The sequence below is a fragment of the Oceanobacillus sp. FSL W7-1309 genome (genome assembly GCF_038002145.1).
Classification (GTDB): Bacteria; Bacillota; Bacilli; order Bacillales; family Amphibacillaceae; genus Oceanobacillus; species Oceanobacillus profundus.
Genome location: NZ_JBBOBX010000002.1, coordinates 1,773,110 through 1,790,624, shown reverse-complemented (window position 1 = coordinate 1,790,624; position 17,515 = coordinate 1,773,110). Strand labels below are relative to the sequence as shown.

Sequence of the window (17,515 nt, the reverse complement as noted above, 5' to 3'; positions counted from 1 at the left end):
CAGTGAATGAAATAGAGAATTTAAATGCAGGTGGTTTAGATTCTCTTATTGTAAACGATGTTAGCAAAGACAAAATTAATGATGTCTATGTGTCCGGCAGCATAGACGTGACATTCAAAAAAATTTCTCATCACCACTTGTGAAATGATGAACAAAGTGATATAGTATATTTACGATGTAAATATGTGAAGTATTGAACAAACAATTGGAGGATGATGAATAATGAAAGTAGCAGTTATTGGATGTACACACGCTGGAACAGCAGCGATTAATAATATAGTGAACCTTTACCCAAACGCACAGATTGATGTTTTTGAAAAAAATGATAATGTTTCATTCCTTTCTTGCGGTATTGCTCTTTATGTAGGTGGTGTCGTGAAGGATCCGAATGGACTGTTTTACGCTTCTGTGGAGCATTTCGAGCGACTTGGTGTAAACATGCATATGAATCATGAAGTAACAGCCTGCAATCTAGATGGGAAACAAATCCAGGCAAGAGATATGAAAACAGATGAAACAAAAAGCTATAGCTATGATAAGCTGATCATCGCTTCTGGTTCTTGGCCTGTAACACCGCCAATTCCAGGATCTGATTTAGAAAACGTATTGCTATGTAAGAACTTTGAACATGCAAAAGAGATCATTAAATGTTCTGAATCTGCTCGAAATGTTGTCGTTGTTGGTGCAGGATACATTGGTGTGGAACTCGTTGAAGCGTTTGAAGAAAACGGAAAAAACGTCACATTGATCGATAGTGAAGAAAGAATTCTAAATCGTTATTTAGATGACACATTCACTTCCCCTGTGGAAGCAAGCTTCAAACAGCGGGGCATTGAATTTGCTCTTAACCAAACAGTTTCCCAATTTGAAGGAACCGGGACTGTTAAAAAGGTAATCACGGACAAAGGAGAATATAACGCAGACTTAGTTGTAATGTGTGTTGGATTTAGACCGAATACAGGACTATTTAAAGGGCAAATAGAGATGTTGGATAATGGAGCAATTATCGTTGATTCGTATATGCGAACAAGTGTGCAAGATGTGTATGCTGCGGGTGATTGTTGTGCTGTGCCAAATAATGCAACAAAACAGCATAGCTATATTCCATTGGCAACGAATGCAGTAAGAATGGGTACACTTGTGGCTCATAATCTGTTGAATCCTATCTTGGAACATCCTGGAACACAAGGAACATCTGGATTGAAAATATACAATCATAACATTGCTTCAACAGGATTAACCGAAAGTGCTGCAAAATTAGCAGGATTATCTGTAGCAAGTGCCACTATGGAAGATAATTATCGTCCGGAATTCATGCCGGAAAATGCGGTGATCCAAATAAAGCTTGTGTATGAAACAGAAACACATCGTATTGTTGGGGCGCAAGTCATTTCTGATGCCGACTTTACGCAGGCAATCAACACGATAAGTGTCGGTATTGCCAACCATATGACGATTGAACAATTGGCATTAACCGATTTCTTTTTCCAGCCACATTACAATAAACCAGTAAATTTCCTAAATCAGGTAGCACTGAAAGCAATGGCTAAGGAAACTGAAAAGGTTAGGAAACAAGAACAAATATTAGTGTAAATACAAATCTAACCCGAGCATGTGAAGTCACTTTGCATGCTCGGGTTTTTATTTTTGAATATATTAAAAACTTTAAATATATGATAAGCTGAACAAAATACTGTGAAAAAGATGTACTTATAGTATATGGTGCGTTAATTAAAAAGGATTAACGCTATTTGACATAGAAGTTATTGTACGAACGGGGGAGGATAATTGAATATAGAAGATTGAAAGGAAAGTAATTCACAACAAAGGGAGGTATAAAAGGTGGACTTATTACTCTGGATAACTATTGGTTTCATAATAATCGGATTTGTTGTTCTTACTTCTATGAAAAAAGGTATGGAAAGTAAGCTCGCTTTTATAACAACAAGTATGGAAGACGAGGAAAGTTCAACAAAAGCTACATCCATAATTTGGTGGATAGTGAGTACCACAGCTTGGGGAATAGTGAGTATGATTCTTATTGTTTGGTGGTTTCATAATCACTTTGGATAACTGTTGGTTTCAAAAAGAACTTAAACAAATGGGTGCGATCCTATCCTTTTTTGTTGAATATTTATAATCAATCAGACAGGTAATTTTAAACATCTTTTGATATTGCACCGTCTAATACGAAAAGGAGGCAAATTGACTGTAAAAGACTTATTTTCTTGATCATTCTTTTATTAATTACAGTTGGGTGCGTCATGATGTTTCAGAACCTAAAATTACTCAAGCCAAAGCAGAAGCAATTGTTTTGCAACATCTTACTGAAGACCGAAACAAAGTCGAAATTAAAATTAAAATAAAATCAGTGAGCAACAGTAGAGGAAAGTACATCGTTGAATGGGAAATCGATAAGAATTGTGAGTTTGGTGCTGTTCAAGTAGATGACCAAAGCGGTGAATTACTAGAAGCCGAGGAAACAAATTGTTAGGGTAAGGAAAATTTAAAGAAGGTATTTTTTAACTAACATCTGTGGTATTACCAGCTAAAAGCAGAAAAAGAATTCAAGAACTGGGCACGATTGTGAAATAAACTTCTCTTTCCTACTTCAACTATACGGTGCTTTAACGAAAGATCGATTGACGTTCGATTATTGTACTAAATGGCAGGTTTGTTTTAACAAGGGAATTACTGTTTAGTGAATGACTATAATATTTGTCTAAAGTGCTTGAAATTATCTAGAAACAGAATAAGTCATTAAGTAATCTGGAGGTGGACAATGACATTTGTTGAGTTAAACAGTAAAACAACAACGTTTTTATCTAAATATAAGCTCTTTGAAACAGATAAAATACAACAAGTCCAACTGCAACACCGTTTGGATTTAATGGAAGCATTTGAAGTTAAAAAGGGAATGAGTGTACTAGAAATTGGCTTTGGACAGGGTGATACATCCGTAGCATTAGCAGATACAGTAGGAGATTATGGGAAAGTTATCGGCATTGATATTGCTAGTCGGGACTATGGAGCTCCGTTGACATTAGGACAAGCAACAGACGTAATCAAGAGTTCTGTATTGGGAGAGCGTATTACATTCCATTTTGAAGTGGATCTTGAATCATTTGAATCAAGTGAAATATTTGATGTGGCAGTGTTGTCTCATAGTTCCTGGTATTTTAAAAGACCTGAAGATTTACTCCGTTATTTTAAGAAATTGCGTAGAATGACGAAATGTATATGCTTAGCAGAGTGGGATCTTGACTTTACTCACATATCGCAGCGTGCCCATTTTTGTGCTGCTTCCATTCTAGCCTTGTACGCGAATTTTGTGGGGAATGATGGAAATATACAAAACGTGTTTCATAAAGAACAAATTCGGGAGTTGCTTGAAAAGTCAGGTTTTCAAATCGTTAAACAAGGTATGGTCGATGCCTCGTATTTACAGGACGCACAGTGGGAAAAGAGTTATGCCAATAGCATTCGTAAAGAGTTCGCCAATGTCCCCTCGATGATTCAAACATTGGTTACCAGCTATTATGAACTGATGAATGTGTCAAATGAAAATGAGAAGTCATTAAACAGTTTCATTCTATATGCAAAGTAATTGGATGATTAAGAAACATTGCAACTAAAGACCAAATGAGCCTTATTTTCTTATTGTATTAATTGGTGCAAGAGTTGAAGATAAGATCAAACTGCAGCTATTGTGCTAAGGCGACAGGTTACTTGAAGAAATAGTTAAAAAACAAACGTTGAAGATAGTGTAATTCAATATTTAACAAAGGAAAAGAATATATTAAAAGTTCACCATCGTAACGCTTATTTATAATGCATCAAAATTAGCAAGTGGTCGTATCAATTTACTAAAAATGATATTTATACTACACTATTGTTAACTTATAATCAGGGGTGGTTGACAATGGATGTAAGAAAACTTGTATATGTATCATTATTTGCAACAGTCATTGGGGTATTAGGGTTATTTCCTCCGATTCCATTGGGGTTTTCACCAGTTCCGATAACGCTGCAAACATTAGGTGTTATGCTTGCTGGAAGTGTGTTAGGTGCTCGTTTTGGACCCAAGTATGCATCGTATAGTTTAATTTTATTTTTATTATTAGTTGCTACAGGACTGCCATTATTGTCAGGTGGCAGAGGCGGTCTGGGCGTGTTTGTTACACCCTCAGTTGGTTTTCTCATTGGCTGGGTTGCTGGTGCATTTATCATTGGCTACATATCCTATAAAATGAAAGAAACATCCTTATTTAAATTAATGGTAGCTAATCTTGTTGGCGGTATGTTGGTTATCTATTTGTTTGGGATACCGTTTCAGGCTTTTGTGATGGAAATCTCGATTGGGCAAGCAGCTCTCTTAAATTTGATCTATCTACCAGGTGATTTCACAAAAGTCATGATTGCTTCGTTACTAGCTATTAAATTACAGAAGCGTGTTCCGCTTTTAAAGGAGGTCAAAGCTTAAGTTGAAAGTGACGAGTACATATAAAAAACATAACGAATTATACCCTAATAAGCCTGCAATTATTACAGAACAAAAACATCTGACCTATGGGGAATGGTATGAATCCGTACAACGAACAGCAGCCGCTTTTTCGATGGAAGCGGGCACAACAAGAAGGGTTGCACTTTTTTTGCCAAATGATGACGTGTTTTTACAAGTATTTGCAGGTGCATGTGAGGCTGGCTGGGCTAGTATTATTGGTGATATGAGATGGAAAAAGAGAGAAATAGAAGCACGATTGAAACAAACGTCACCCGATTTCATTATAGCTGATAAAAAAATGAGAAAGATTCTGGCTGATTACCCTATCAAGGTTGTGTTTTCCGATGATTTGGCTCAATGGGTAAATAGTAAAAGTCTTCAAAAGGCAGATTTAGAAGAAAATGTCCCATTTTATATTGGATTTACTTCCGGCTCAACTGGAATGCCAAAAGCTTTTGTACGTTCGCATGCTTCGTGGATTGAGACATTTACATGCAATCGAGAAGATTTGGGGATGAATGGAAGTGAACACGTACTGATCCCTGGGTCATTTGTAAATTCAACGTTTCTTTATGGGGCAATAAGTACGCTCTATGATGGTGGTACAGTTTATTTGCTGAAGAAATTTAATGCTCAACATCTGATGAGGACCATTGATATATATCCTATATCGACAGTTTATGTTGTTCCGACAATGACACAGGCAATGATAAATGAAGGATATCAAAGTGACAGAAAGGTGACCATTATTTCAACAGGGGCCAAGCTGTTGCCAAGTGTGAAGAAGGCGTTTCGAAAACAATTTCCCAGTGTGCTCATTCATGAATTTTATGGTGCGTCAGAGCTTAGTTTTGTTTCCCTTATAAAAGACGATGCGAATGAAAAATATGATACATCTGTTGGCAAAGCTTTTCATAACGTAGAGATTTGCATCATGAAGGAAGATGGTAAAAAAGCGGAAGTGGGAGAAGAAGGAATATTATATGTGAAAAGCAATATGTTTTTTGATGGATACATTGATAATCCAGGCGAAACGAAAAAGGTTCTTCAAGGAGATTGGGCTACAGTGTATGATGTTGCCAAAATGGATGAAGATGGGTATATATACATTCTTGGTCGGAAAAATGACATGATTTTATATGGAGCGTACAACATTTATCCACAGGAAATAGAAAAGATGCTTAAAAGCCATCTTGGTGTAAAAGAGGCTGCAGTCATTGGAATCAGTGATGTGTATTGGGGAGAAAAGGTGGCTGCTTTTATCCAGGGCGATGTTTCGATCCAATCCTTAAAAAACTATTGTCTTAAAAACTTAGCGGCATACAAGATACCTAGAATTTTCCGGAAAATCGACTCTTTTCCGGAAACAGCTGGTGGCAAAGTTTCCCGTCAAGAATTGAAAAAGCGGTTCGAACAAGGTTTTTATGTATGAGAAATGCAGTGATTGTAAATGCGAAACGAACGGTAATTGGAAAGAAAAATGGTGTTTTGAAACACTATTCTCCAGAACAGTTAGCATCATTTGTTATCCATGATCTTACAAAAGAACTTAACGAATCAGTTGATGATATCATTTTAGGAAATACGGTTGGTCCAGGTGGAAACCTTGGGCGACTTTCAGCATTGGAAAGTGGTCTGCCATACATGGTTCCAGGATTAACAGTTGATCGGCAATGTGGTTCCGGGCTAGAAGCAATCCGTCTTGCCTGTCATCTCATTCAGGGAGGCGCAGGCGATATCTATATTGCTGGTGGTGTGGAAAGTGTGAGCACGTCCCCCTTTAAAAGTCGAGCTCGTTTTTCGCCAGCGTATATCGGTGACCCTGATATGGGGATTGCAGCCGAGAATATTGCTGAAAAATACGGGATTACAAGAGAAATGCAGGATGAATTCGCGAATTTAAGCTATCAGCGATCACTTGATTCCCATGAAAAAGGATACTTTTCTGATGAGATGGTCCGGATTGCAGATATTTCGTTTAGAGATGAAGGATTAAAACCAGATTTGAATTATGAGCGGATGTTAAAGCGCGTGTCCCCCTGTTTTAAGAAGAATGGAACGGTAACAGCGGGTAATTCTTGTGGCGTTAATGATGGGGCGGCAGCTGTTCTAATTATGTCAGAAGATAAAGCAAAGGAGCTGAATCTGCAACCAATCCTTCGCTTTGTAGATAGCAGTGTAATTGGAGTCGATCCGAACTACCCTGCGTCAGGTCCGATTCCAGCCGTTTCGAAGCTCCTATTTAAAAATAAATTATCCATAGAAGACATTGATCTCATTGAACTAAATGAAGCATTTGCGGTGAAGGTTGCATTATTTGCTCAAGCGCTTTCGTTTTCGTATGACCGTATAAATCCAGAAGGCGGTGCGATTGCGTTAGGACATCCATACGGTGCATCAGGAGCGATTCTTGTGACAAGATTGTTTTATGAGGCACAAAGACTTGAGCCCAATTACTGCATTTCAACTATTGGAATTGGCGGTGGCCTTGGTATAGCGGTGCTCTGGGAGAGAATAAAATGAAATCAAAAAGGGTTTGTGTGACGATTACTGAAAAAATGGTGGAAAGGTATGAAGCGATTTTTGGCAAACAAAAACAATTGCCACCGACTTTTCCGATGTTATTTTATAAGTATATCGAAGTGCCATGGAAATACGAAGCAGAACCTATTCATCGAAAGCAAAAATGTGTTTGTCATTCTCAACTCATGATTGGCGAAAGTTACGAATGTGAAGTTTTGCTTGATCGAAAAGTGAGAAGAGGAATGAATACATTTTATACACAAACCCTTGTAGGTTTCGACTTAGAAGGAAAGGAGAGCTTTCGATGTGTATCCGAACTAATTGTAAGGTCTTCTTAACAGAAGAAAAAGTAAAACAATATACGCTATTATCAGGTGATCAAAATCAAATTCATCATGATGAAAAGATTGCAAAGCAATACAAGTATAGGCAGCCGATTGCCCATGGAATGCTAATCATGGGTATTGGTGCTGCGCTTTGTTCTAGTCTTTTGGAAAGCAATGTGATGATTTCCGATTATGAGATGAATTTTCTGCAGCCAGTATATGTGAATGATGAACTGCAACTGATTGTAGAAGAGAAAAACGATTTACAATGGCTTGAAGTCAAGGGAACAGTCCAAGATGTACAGGTGGCACGAGGGAGAGTGCAATTTCAGAAGGCAGATAAGAATATATAATTGTTTCAGGTAGCTCTAAAATCGTTATAGTTTGCTATAATAATAGCAGAATGTATAAATGAAAAGGAGGGCTTTGGATGCTGCAAAAGTTATTCGCAGACAAACATAAACAGCCCTACAAAGGCTATTTCACAATAACTCGTGTGTATCCAGGCGATATTGTTGATCAAAAGTTTCATGATACTGCATTTGGTCCTTTAAGCGTTATTGATCATGCTGTTATGAAAAAAGGGTTAACGATAAAAATGCATGAGCATATGAACGATGAGATACTAAGTTATGTTTATAAGGGGACATCAAATCACAAAGACTCATCAGGGTTAGACGCTCCAATATTTCCTGGGAAACTTATGATGATGAATGCTGGTTCTAGCTTTTGGCATGAAGAGAAAGTAAAAAATGAAGACGTAGAGATGCTGCAAATTTTCGTGCGGCCGAGAGAAGCAGACCTGGAACCTAGAATTCAATTTCATGAGAAAGAGGTAGCTAATCGAAATTGGTATGTGATGGTAGGGCCAGAGGATAGTCAGACACCGTTGTATGTTAGAAATAATGTATATATTCTTGACGCACACCCAAAAAAGGGAGATGTCTTGGATATTCCTGTTTACCCAGAGCTCGTGCCTTTTTTATATGTACTAGATGGAGAAGTTGCAATCGATGATGTTCAGTTAAATCCGAAGGAAGCGGTAACAGACTTGGATAACCCACTTCCAGCCATTACAGCAATAGAAGACACGACTGTTGTTTTATTCTTTGTCGATATGGATGCAGCGATGACTATGTCTGGGACGATTAGTGGGAATGCAAGTAATTGATGAAGAAACTATATTCTATAAGAATTAATGAAAGGATAGGAAGTATGTTACAAAAAATGAAATCGTATAGTCAGCTTTTCATCGCAAAGAAATCGTTGAATACACTGTTAAAAACGAATCGTTACGAATCTGAAGCGCTCATGAGAAATTATCATACCATATTGGTGGAAAATAATCAGCTCCATGAGGATTTAACAAAAGGATCCGTCGAAGGCAAGAATAAGCTTTCCATACAGTTGATCGATTCTTTTATTAAGCTTCGTGACCATCGTCATGATGAAGATTTCTATACACAGGTAGCAAAGGAATGGGTAAAAAAGTAAAAAAAGATGAAGTAGCGCGGCTCTATATATCGAGGAACAGACTCTACATTTGAAAAAAGGAGTATGGATATAAAGCATTTTTTATGGTTACAGATGGGGGAGGTTAAAATTAATTATCCACTTCGTTTAGCGTTTTATTTCATAGGCGTTATTGTGTTCAGTGCAGGTATTACATTAACAATTAATATGCAGCACTTGGGGATTCATCCGTGGGATGTGCTAAGCGTCGCCTTTTTTGAAAAGGTGGGGCTATCGATTGGATCATGGAATATCATCATTTCTGCTGTATTAATCATAATAACATGGATCATAGGTAAAAATTATATTAAGCTTGGTACGTTTTTGAATGCAATTTTAGTTGGTTTGTTTGTCGATCTGTATCGTTGGATGGATATTTTGCCAAACGCGACACATACATGGATTGATATTCTGTTCATCATTCTTGGTATTGTCATTATGGGATTTGGTGGTGGAATGTACAATGCGGCAGGCTTGGGGGCAGGACCAAGAGATGGCTTTATGCTTTCGATAGCAGAAAAGCTGGGAGCGCCGATTGGCAGGGTACGAATAATTACAGAGTGCAGTGTACTTGTTATTGGACTTTTAATTGGTGGACCAGTCTTTATTTTTACATTTATCTTTACGTTTATTCAAAGTCCAATCTTTCAATTTACATATTTAAGGCTTGGTAAGGTTGTGCTTCGACGGGATTATAAGCATCCGGAAAGAGCATCTAATGCAAAATAAATTCTCCTAATATAACAGGGCAACTATGGGTATAGCTATTTATATAGGAGGTATGTGATGGGTATTATTGAAAGATTGAAACAGGGAAATACATCATCAGGTATTGCTGCACTTGGAAATACGTTTCTTGCTGCTATCAAAGGTGTAGCTGCTGCGTTCAGTGGCAGTGGTACGATGTTTGCATCCGCAATGCATTCCTTAGCAGATGCGGTTAATCAAGGCTTTGTTTATTTTGGAAGTGTTCTTGCTGAATTGCCACCCTCGAAGCGTTTTCCAGCAGGATTTGGCCGTGTTATTAATATCTTTTGCATGATTGCCGTAGTTGTCGTTACAATAATGGCGTATGAAACAATTAAAGAAGGCTGGCATTTATTACAGCATCCAGCAGAATCAACGCACTTTTGGCTTAATCTAATTATTCTATTGGTTGCGTTATTGGTTGACGGGTTTATCTTGTATAAAGCAATGAAGGAAATCAGGATGGAGACTGGAGGCGACAAAGCTGTCGCTATCATTCCTTATGCATTTAAAAATGTAAATAAGGCTTCACCTGCAACAAGGCTTGTGTTTTATGAAGATTTGGTTGCTACGGCAGGTGCAGTATTAGCGATTATTGGGATTGTATTGGCGCAATTTTTCAGTATACTTGCCGCAGATGGAATAGCGTCTATGATTATTGGGATTCTAATGTTATATGTTGCCTTTCGGGTTGGCTATGATAACATGGTTGGTTTAATCGGTGTATCTGCTCCAGCGGAGATTCAGGATAAAATATATAACATCGTATTAAAAGATGAAGATGTCGTGGATATTAAACGGATACGAATGATACAAGAAGGCAGGCTTTATCATGTGGAAGGCACGGTTGAACTGAAAAAAGGACTAAGTTTAGATGAGGCGGATGATATTAAATATCGCTTAAGAGACGTTTTATTAAGGGAGCCAGAAGTTGCCGATGTTTTGTTAGGGATTGTCGAAACAGATGATATAAAGAATTGGAATCCAGAAGAAAAAAAATAGACATGTCCTGCATGTTTATTTTTTTTGCAATATAGAAAGCAAAGGCACACTCCTAAAGGAATTAGATGCCAAGATACTGGAAATTTTATATAAAAGTTAAAAATTAATAACTTTTATTTATTGGAAATTTAATTTTAACAAAGGAAAGAATTCGATTTTGGTAGGGATAAGCAAACTGATAATGATATTTACTATTCTGGAAATATATTTTAGCTATGCTAGAATGAAGGAAATAATTAAAGAGGGGGAGAGGTATGTGAATGTGGTTTATGATAGAGATAAGCTTACAGAAGAACTATATGGTATTCTAGACGATCTGTTATTCTTTGCTAAAGAACATTATCGAGTGCGCCTTTATAAGAAAATCGAATGGATGATCCTGCAACTTGGTATTCGTGAAGATTTTCAGGGCGGATTATTTAAATCATTTATCTGGATTGTTATTTTTTGCGATCGTGATGCAGATGGTTTAACAATATATCAGCATTATTTAAACAAAAGAAGGAATTGCTTGGAAGGTATCAATATAAAGCTGCGTAATGTTCTATTTAGCTGGCTTGAGCTGCGACCTGGTTTTTATCGTGTAACGGAAGCAGGCAACAGGAGTGGTAGTATCTTTATTTTTCAAGATGTGATTCACCAAAGGATAAGTGTTGTGTATTGTAATCACTATCCATCTCTGAAGAACGGGGATCTTATCAGTGGTTTGTTAATGCCATTTGGAGAAGACTTTTATTGTACGATCAGTAGTTTAATTGAGGTAAATACAGATACTCCAATACTATTGGATAAGGATTCTAAGCAAGCTGATATGAAATCGTTAAAAGAGTATATCAGGATAATGAAGCTCGCCTTATAACAGCTTTGGGGAATAATGAATTAACATTTGAAAAGTGTTGGATAATCGAGTGTTATTCAACGAAAGAATCGCAGTATTACCACAGGCATAATGATACTGGTTTTAATTAGAGTGTGCGAGTGGAAGAAGATAAAATCGAAAAACCAAAGAAATAAACACTTCTCTGGCTATCTCAAATGAAAAGCTCTGTGCTTTCTTCTAATGATTTTCTATCAACATCATAATCCTCAATGATATTCTCCATAAACCACCAGGTTAGAAGCATAGCAATTACAGTAACAAGCACAATGATAAGTATAACAACTTTACCCTTCATGGAAGACACCTCTTTCGTCTACAGATAGGTTATCAAATTCGTCATTACCTGTAAATATAAAATTCCGAACACGAAGAAATCACCCGTGTATACGCTAAATTATGACTTTGATAAGAAGCTTGTATTATGGTATGATAAGCTTTTGGAAAATGATAATCTAGGTAGTTTATAAGCAATAATATATAAAATAGAAAGAGGTAAAAAATTGAAAATTGAGCAATTAAAGCAAGAATGGTTTGGAAATGTGAAGGGTGATATTTTGTCTGGAATTGTTGTTGCACTTGCACTTATTCCAGAAGCAATCGCATTTTCGATTATTGCTGGTGTAGATCCAATGGTAGGTTTATACGCATCTTTTTGCATTGCGATTGTCATTGCCTTTGTTGGGGGAAGACCAGGCATGATATCAGCTGCAACAGGTGCGATGGCATTATTAATGGTAAACCTCGTAGCAGAGCATGGGCTGCAATATCTATTAGCAGCAACTATTTTAACAGGAATTATTCAAGTTGTTTTTGGGGTATGTAAATTAGCAAAAGCAATGAAATTTGTACCGCACTCCGTCATGATTGGTTTTGTTAATGCATTAGCTATCTTAATATTTGCTGCTCAGCTTGAGCACTTTGTCGGGGAAACATGGATTATGTATGCACTTGTTGGCTTAACGTTAGCAATCATTTATCTTTTTCCACGTTTTACAAAAGCAATACCTTCTACATTGGTGGCAATTGTAGTTGTGACTGCAATTGTGATATTCGGCAATGTTGATATTCGAACGGTTGGTGATATGGGGGCATTGACACAGCAATTGCCAGTCTTTCTGATTCCGTCTATTCCATTAACATTGGAAACATTAATGATTATTTTCCCATATTCTCTTGCATTGGCAATTGTTGGTTTATTAGAATCGCTTTTAACAGCGAATATTGTGGATGATATGACAGATACGGAAAGTGATAAGAATAGGGAAAGCCGCGGTCAAGGAATCGCAAATATCGTAACCGGATTTTTTGGCGGTATGGCTGGATGCGCGATGATTGGACAATCTGGTATCAATGTTAAATCAGGTGGAAGAGGTCGGTTATCGACATTTGTTGCTGGCGCATTTTTAATGTTTCTTATAGTCGTTTTGGGTGACCTTGTTGTTCAAATACCGATGGCAGCTTTGGCTGGGGTAATGGTGATGGTTTCCATTAGTACGTTTGATTGGTCTTCGGTACGCAATATTTTCAAAGTGCCAAGAACCGATGCGTTCGTAATGGTAGCAACGGTTATAATTGTTGTTGTAACGAATAATCTAGCCTTAGGAGTATTTGCAGGTGTAATATTAAGTGCAATCTTCTTTGTAGCGAAAATTTCGAAAGTAACGGTGACAGATAGTCTTGATAAGGCAGGAAATAAACGAATCTATCATGTAGTCGGACAATTGTTCTTTGCTTCTGTTAGTGACCTTCCAAAGCGGTTTAACTATGAAGATGCAGTTGAAAGTGTTGAAATAGATTTGCTGAATGCGCACTTATGGGATGATTCAGCAATAGCTGCATTGGATAAAATCGAATCAAAGTTTAAGGATGCTAACATTCGAGTTATGTATACTGGGCTAAACAAGGAAAGTATGCAGTTGAAAAACAAAATACATGGTATCTCTTCCGAATATTAAGCTGATTGTGCTATGATGGAAAAAACGGGGGTGGTGCGTTTGTTTAAACGAATTTTGCTAGCGGTTGATGGATCAGATCATTCCGTTCGCGCGGTAAAATATGCGATCGAACTGGCTGAAAAGTTTGATGGTGTCATTGAAACCGTTTATGTTGTAGACGAAAATACCGCTAAGAAAGATGTATTGTATGCTGCAAATAAGCTTGAAATTGAAGCGAAGCGGAAAGAAAAAATAAAACCGATTCGGAATTTATTGGAACAATCGAATGTTGTTTTTGGTACACACGTACTCCATGGAGAACCTGGCCCATGTATTGTTCAGTTTGCAGAAGAAAGAGAAGTTGATTGTGTGGTAATCGGAAGCCGCGGATTAAATCAAGTACAATCCTTTCTTTTGGGGAGCGTCAGCCACAAGGTTGCTAAACGAACAGCATGCCCGGTCTTGATTGTTAAATAATTATATTGAAAAACTGCCCTATCATGAGGGCAGTTTTTTGTTTATTGTTAGAAATAGGAAGGATTAAATACCCAACCTATTTAACAGCACCAGCTACTGGATAGTTGTCTAAATTAATTTCAGGCGGCTTCCCTAATGCCAGGCTTGCTAATTGGTTACCAATATAGGGTCCCATTGTTAACCCGGTAGAGCCTAGTCCATTGGCAAGCAGTAGTCTTTTAAAATTAGGCAGTTCCCCAATTACAGGTAGAAAACCAGGGGTAACTGGTCTAAAACCAACTCTTGTTTCTAATATGGTACTACTCTGTAAGCCAGGAGCTGCATCAATTGCTTTATTTAAAATTTCCTGTATGCCACCAGCAGTATTTCGATAATCAAATCCAGTGTCATCTTCGTATGTTGTACCAACCACAATTCGTCCACCATCAAATGCTAGCAAGTATTGGTTATTCGGAGGCATGACAACAGGCCATGTGGATGTATCCATATCAGGAACTGCTAAATGCATGATTTGCGCACGTTGTGGGGTAACTTGAAAAGTTACTCCAAGTGGTTCGATTAGTTCATTCATCCATGCACCTGTTGCTGCAATTACGCAATCTCCATCAATGTTTGTACCATTTACAGAAACTCCAGTAATTTCAAAGCCATTTCTAACAAGGCTCGCATTTCCAGTTATAAATTCAGCACCATTCTTTTTTGCAGCTCGAAGCAGCGCATCCCGTAGTTTGCGCCCATCGACTCTAGCTGCACCACTCACATGCACGGAACTATACGCTTCTGAAAGTAAAGGGAACATTGATGTAGTCTGTTTCGAATCAAGTAAGGTAATTTCACCAATTTCAGGGGCGGTCTCCCGGCGTTTAAGTGCTCGATCACGCATTGCAAGAAGCTTTTTTTCATCCGTATGAAGACTAATCGCACCGATTTGAGCATAACCAACGTCCTCTTCACCATCTTTTTGCAATTCATTAATTAACTTATGGTACATCCGCGCCCCGTTTTTCCCTAGATTATACCATGCTTTATTTCGGCGCTGGGAAAGCCAGGGGCAAACGATTCCCGCGGCGGCATCTGTTGCTTGTCCTTGATCATTTCGATCAATAACAATAACATTGACGCCTTTTTTGGCGAGATGGTAGGCAGTGCTTGCCCCTAGTATTCCAGAGCCAATTATAATGCATTTCTTGACCATGTTACCCAGCTTTCACAACTTGGTGCATTGCTTTGATTTTTCCAATATGCTCTGCTTCATGATAAGCAAGCATGATTAACAAATCTCCATGTGTTTCGATGCTGCCAAACGGTACCTTAAACTTAACGTTGGATTTCCAAAATAAATCATCAAATTCATTTACACGATTTTGCTGATCTTCGAGTGCTTCAATTAATACATCAAGTGATGGTGCTTCTGAAGTCCAATCACTCGGCTTGGTACCCGAACTAAAAAGCTCTGCAAAAACCTTTGGAATATTTGTAGACTTTGCAGGATATCTAAATAAAAATTTCTCAGTTACAACAAGTGCATGTCCAATGTGCCAGCGAATCGTATTACTAAAGTATTCCGATTGGCGATCAATGGTAGATTCGTCTAGCTCTTTTATAAATGTCAGTAAAGAAGTTCTTGTTAAATTGAATTGTTTTCGTGACATATTTATCCCTCCAATAGTATTGATTATAATAGAAATAGCACTACTTTAACAATTATATGGATTTTTATAAAGGAAATTGTAAACTTTTCAAGAATAATAAAGGAAGGGAGATGTTTTGATACAGATTTTTCGTGAATTCGTTTCCAATGACTTTCTTAAAATGATGATATGTTACACGGATGAAAAATAAACAGGAAGCATAAGGAACGACAGAAGCACTTGGATGGAGTGGAAAAACTGTATTTTATTAATTGCAACAAGGGGTGGCTTTTTTTGAAAAAGAGAAAACTGAAAATGGGTTGGTTTGGTTGGACGATGACTTGGGTCGTCGTAATTATAGTAATTGCATCTAGTCTCTTCTTTTTTAATGTATTCCATCTAGATATAAAGTCCCTATTCCAGGATGAGGATTTGGTTGGCTCAACAAATCAGAAGGATATTTCACAAGAGTCAATGGAAGAAATTGATCGGGTACGTGCTACCGTTGGGAGTGAAAATACGGAGATAAGCCGTTTTATTGCCACGATGCACGAGTTTTATAATAACACAACTGGATATGGTGGGATTAATAATCTGGATTGGGATGAGCAAAGGGGACAAGCAGAAACTGTCATCGATAAGATCGAACAGCTAAAAACAGAAGTTACAGATGAATCACTACTTGCGGATTTAAATCATATTGTTGATATAGCAAACCGTATATCGGATGAGCAAGATAGTGACATTGTTCGTGATTTGCATCGTTATTTTCATGATTTAGATATTGCACTGAATAATTACACAACCTTTGACCGAATCTGGAATGTAACGGAAACATTAAAAGACATAGAATAAGTCAAAAAATAACACATAGCGACAAAAAATATGGTACTCTAGTATTGGAAAACTTGATTGTTACCAAGAGTCTAGGTGGCAAACCTCAGTTGCACCTGTTTATGCAGTAAGAAAATATTGGACTTTCTTAACTGCCAAGAGAAAATTCACATTAAAGGAGTTATAAAAAAAGTATGACTAAACCATTCATTTTTGGACATCAGAATCCAGATACAGATACAATTTGCTCGGCTTTAGCTTTTGCGGATTTAAAAAATAAAATTGGCGAAGAAGCAGTTCCGGTAAGACTTGGAGCCGTTAATAATGAAACGCAATTTGCATTAGATTATTTTGGTGTCAAAGCACCTGAACAGATTGAAAAAGTAGAAGACGGTGCGAAGGTTATCTTAGTGGACCATAACGAATTCCAGCAAAGTGTGGAAAACATTGAAAATGCGCATATTCTAGAAGTTGTCGATCACCATCGTGTCTCTAATTTTGAAACGAGAGAAGCATTATATTTTCGTGCAGAGCCAGTAGGCTGTACAGCTACGATTTTAAATAAGATGTATAAAGAAAAAGGTATTCCTGTTACAAAGGAAATTGCTGGTTTGCTTTTATCAGCGATCATCTCGGATTCTTTATTGCTAAAATCTCCAACCTGTACGGATGAAGATGTGCAAGCAGCACATGAGCTTGCAGAAATCGCAGAAGTGAACATTGAAACCTATGGTCTGAAAATGCTTCAAGCTGGAGCTGATCTAAGTGATAAGTCTGCACGTGACTTAATTACGATGGACGCTAAAGAATTTTCTATGGGTGAGGCAAAAGTCGAGATTGCTCAAGTAAATGCGGTTGACACGAGTGATATTTATAAAAGCCAGGACCAAATTGAAGCGGAAATAGAGAAGGTTGTAGAAGCGAAGGGATTGGATCTATTTCTATTTGTTGCAACGGATATTTTAAATAATGACTCCGAAGTACTTGCAATCGGTAGCGGGAAAGATAAAGTAGCATCTGGATTTGATGTAACATTTGCAGGAAACAATAGAGCAATGTTAAAAGGCGTCGTATCTCGCAAGAAGCAAATTGTTACAACGTTAACAGACGAGTTTTTAAAATAAGTAATGGAAAAGGATCTCTGC

Annotated in this window: 21 protein-coding genes; 18 read left to right on the top strand and 3 right to left on the bottom strand. The window is 37.6% G+C overall.

Annotated elements, in window-relative coordinates:
• Positions 1-222 precede the first annotated feature (222 nt).
• From NST46_RS21470 to NST46_RS21405, 14 genes are all read left to right on the top strand, one after another.
• Entirely contained in the window at positions 223-1,593 is a 1,371-nt protein-coding gene (locus NST46_RS21470) for an FAD-dependent oxidoreductase (protein ID WP_341137743.1), read from the top strand.
• A 249-nt stretch (positions 1,594-1,842) separates the two neighbouring features.
• On the top strand, positions 1,843-2,073 hold the full coding sequence (locus NST46_RS21465; protein ID WP_095310014.1) for a hypothetical protein: 231 nt from the start codon (positions 1,843-1,845) through the stop codon (positions 2,071-2,073).
• A 184-nt stretch (positions 2,074-2,257) separates the two neighbouring features.
• Positions 2,258-2,494: a hypothetical protein gene (locus NST46_RS21460; protein ID WP_341137742.1), complete on the top strand. Its 237-nt coding sequence runs from the start codon at positions 2,258-2,260 to the stop codon at positions 2,492-2,494.
• Positions 2,495-2,782: 288 nt separating this feature from the next.
• On the top strand, positions 2,783-3,607 hold the full coding sequence (locus NST46_RS21455) for an SAM-dependent methyltransferase (RefSeq protein WP_341137741.1): 825 nt from the start codon (positions 2,783-2,785) through the stop codon (positions 3,605-3,607).
• Positions 3,608-3,922: 315 nt separating this feature from the next.
• Positions 3,923-4,483, top strand: coding sequence for a biotin transporter BioY (locus NST46_RS21450; protein ID WP_341137740.1), 561 nt, complete (start codon positions 3,923-3,925; stop codon positions 4,481-4,483).
• Positions 4,484-4,490: 7 nt separating this feature from the next.
• Positions 4,491-5,936 carry an AMP-binding protein gene (locus NST46_RS21445; RefSeq protein WP_341137765.1) on the top strand — a complete coding sequence of 482 codons (1,446 nt, stop codon included), beginning with the start codon at positions 4,491-4,493 and terminating at the stop codon, positions 5,934-5,936.
• A complete protein-coding gene (locus NST46_RS21440; RefSeq protein WP_095310004.1) occupies positions 5,933-7,027 on the top strand; it encodes an acetyl-CoA C-acyltransferase in 1,095 nt (364 codons plus the stop codon). Before NST46_RS21445 ends, NST46_RS21440 begins: the two co-directional genes overlap by 4 nt.
• A complete protein-coding gene (locus NST46_RS21435) occupies positions 7,024-7,365 on the top strand; it encodes a hypothetical protein (RefSeq protein WP_095310002.1) in 342 nt (113 codons plus the stop codon). Before NST46_RS21440 ends, NST46_RS21435 begins: the two co-directional genes overlap by 4 nt.
• A complete protein-coding gene (locus NST46_RS21430) occupies positions 7,332-7,706 on the top strand; it encodes a MaoC family dehydratase (protein ID WP_341137739.1) in 375 nt (124 codons plus the stop codon). Before NST46_RS21435 ends, NST46_RS21430 begins: the two co-directional genes overlap by 34 nt.
• Before the next feature lie 77 nt (positions 7,707-7,783).
• Positions 7,784-8,524, top strand: a complete 741-nt coding sequence (locus NST46_RS21425; RefSeq protein WP_341137738.1) for a pirin family protein — start codon at positions 7,784-7,786, stop codon at positions 8,522-8,524.
• Positions 8,525-8,568: 44 nt separating this feature from the next.
• Positions 8,569-8,847, top strand: a complete 279-nt coding sequence (locus tag NST46_RS21420) for a hypothetical protein (RefSeq protein ID WP_095309996.1) — start codon at positions 8,569-8,571, stop codon at positions 8,845-8,847.
• A 93-nt stretch (positions 8,848-8,940) separates the two neighbouring features.
• Entirely contained in the window at positions 8,941-9,594 is a 654-nt protein-coding gene (locus NST46_RS21415; RefSeq protein WP_341137737.1) for a YczE/YyaS/YitT family protein, read from the top strand.
• Positions 9,595-9,651: 57 nt separating this feature from the next.
• Positions 9,652-10,614, top strand: a complete 963-nt coding sequence (locus NST46_RS21410; protein WP_095309994.1) for a cation diffusion facilitator family transporter — start codon at positions 9,652-9,654, stop codon at positions 10,612-10,614.
• A 256-nt stretch (positions 10,615-10,870) separates the two neighbouring features.
• The gene (locus tag NST46_RS21405; RefSeq protein ID WP_095309992.1) at positions 10,871-11,473 is read left to right on the top strand and encodes a hypothetical protein; all 603 of its coding nucleotides are present in this window, start codon (positions 10,871-10,873) and stop codon (positions 11,471-11,473) included.
• 172 nt (positions 11,474-11,645) lie between these two features.
• Here NST46_RS21405 and NST46_RS21400 read toward each other — a convergent pair whose 3' ends face one another.
• Positions 11,646-11,789 carry a hypothetical protein gene (locus NST46_RS21400; RefSeq protein WP_158586198.1) on the bottom strand — a complete coding sequence of 48 codons (144 nt, stop codon included), beginning with the start codon at positions 11,787-11,789 and terminating at the stop codon, positions 11,646-11,648.
• A gap of 205 nt (positions 11,790-11,994) precedes the next feature.
• On the opposite strand from NST46_RS21400, the gene NST46_RS21395 reads away from it, so the two are divergent.
• Positions 11,995-13,449 (top strand): SulP family inorganic anion transporter, encoded by a 1,455-nt coding sequence (locus NST46_RS21395; RefSeq protein ID WP_341137736.1) that lies wholly within the window; start codon positions 11,995-11,997, stop codon positions 13,447-13,449.
• Between the two features lie 39 nt (positions 13,450-13,488).
• On the top strand, positions 13,489-13,905 hold the full coding sequence (locus tag NST46_RS21390) for a universal stress protein (RefSeq protein WP_095309988.1): 417 nt from the start codon (positions 13,489-13,491) through the stop codon (positions 13,903-13,905).
• 76 nt (positions 13,906-13,981) lie between these two features.
• Here the strand turns inward: NST46_RS21390 and NST46_RS21385 are convergent, their stop codons facing one another.
• Positions 13,982-15,100 carry an NAD(P)/FAD-dependent oxidoreductase gene (locus NST46_RS21385; RefSeq protein WP_341137735.1) on the bottom strand — a complete coding sequence of 373 codons (1,119 nt, stop codon included), beginning with the start codon at positions 15,098-15,100 and terminating at the stop codon, positions 13,982-13,984.
• 1 nt (position 15,101) lies between these two features.
• A complete protein-coding gene (locus NST46_RS21380; RefSeq protein ID WP_303451123.1) occupies positions 15,102-15,557 on the bottom strand; it encodes a DinB family protein in 456 nt (151 codons plus the stop codon).
• A gap of 273 nt (positions 15,558-15,830) precedes the next feature.
• Between NST46_RS21380 and NST46_RS21375 the strand changes: the two genes are divergently transcribed.
• Positions 15,831-16,391: a hypothetical protein gene (locus tag NST46_RS21375; protein ID WP_240033718.1), complete on the top strand. Its 561-nt coding sequence runs from the start codon at positions 15,831-15,833 to the stop codon at positions 16,389-16,391.
• A gap of 173 nt (positions 16,392-16,564) precedes the next feature.
• A complete protein-coding gene (locus tag NST46_RS21370; protein ID WP_341137734.1) occupies positions 16,565-17,494 on the top strand; it encodes a manganese-dependent inorganic pyrophosphatase in 930 nt (309 codons plus the stop codon).
• The last annotated feature ends 21 nt before the right edge of the window (positions 17,495-17,515 follow it).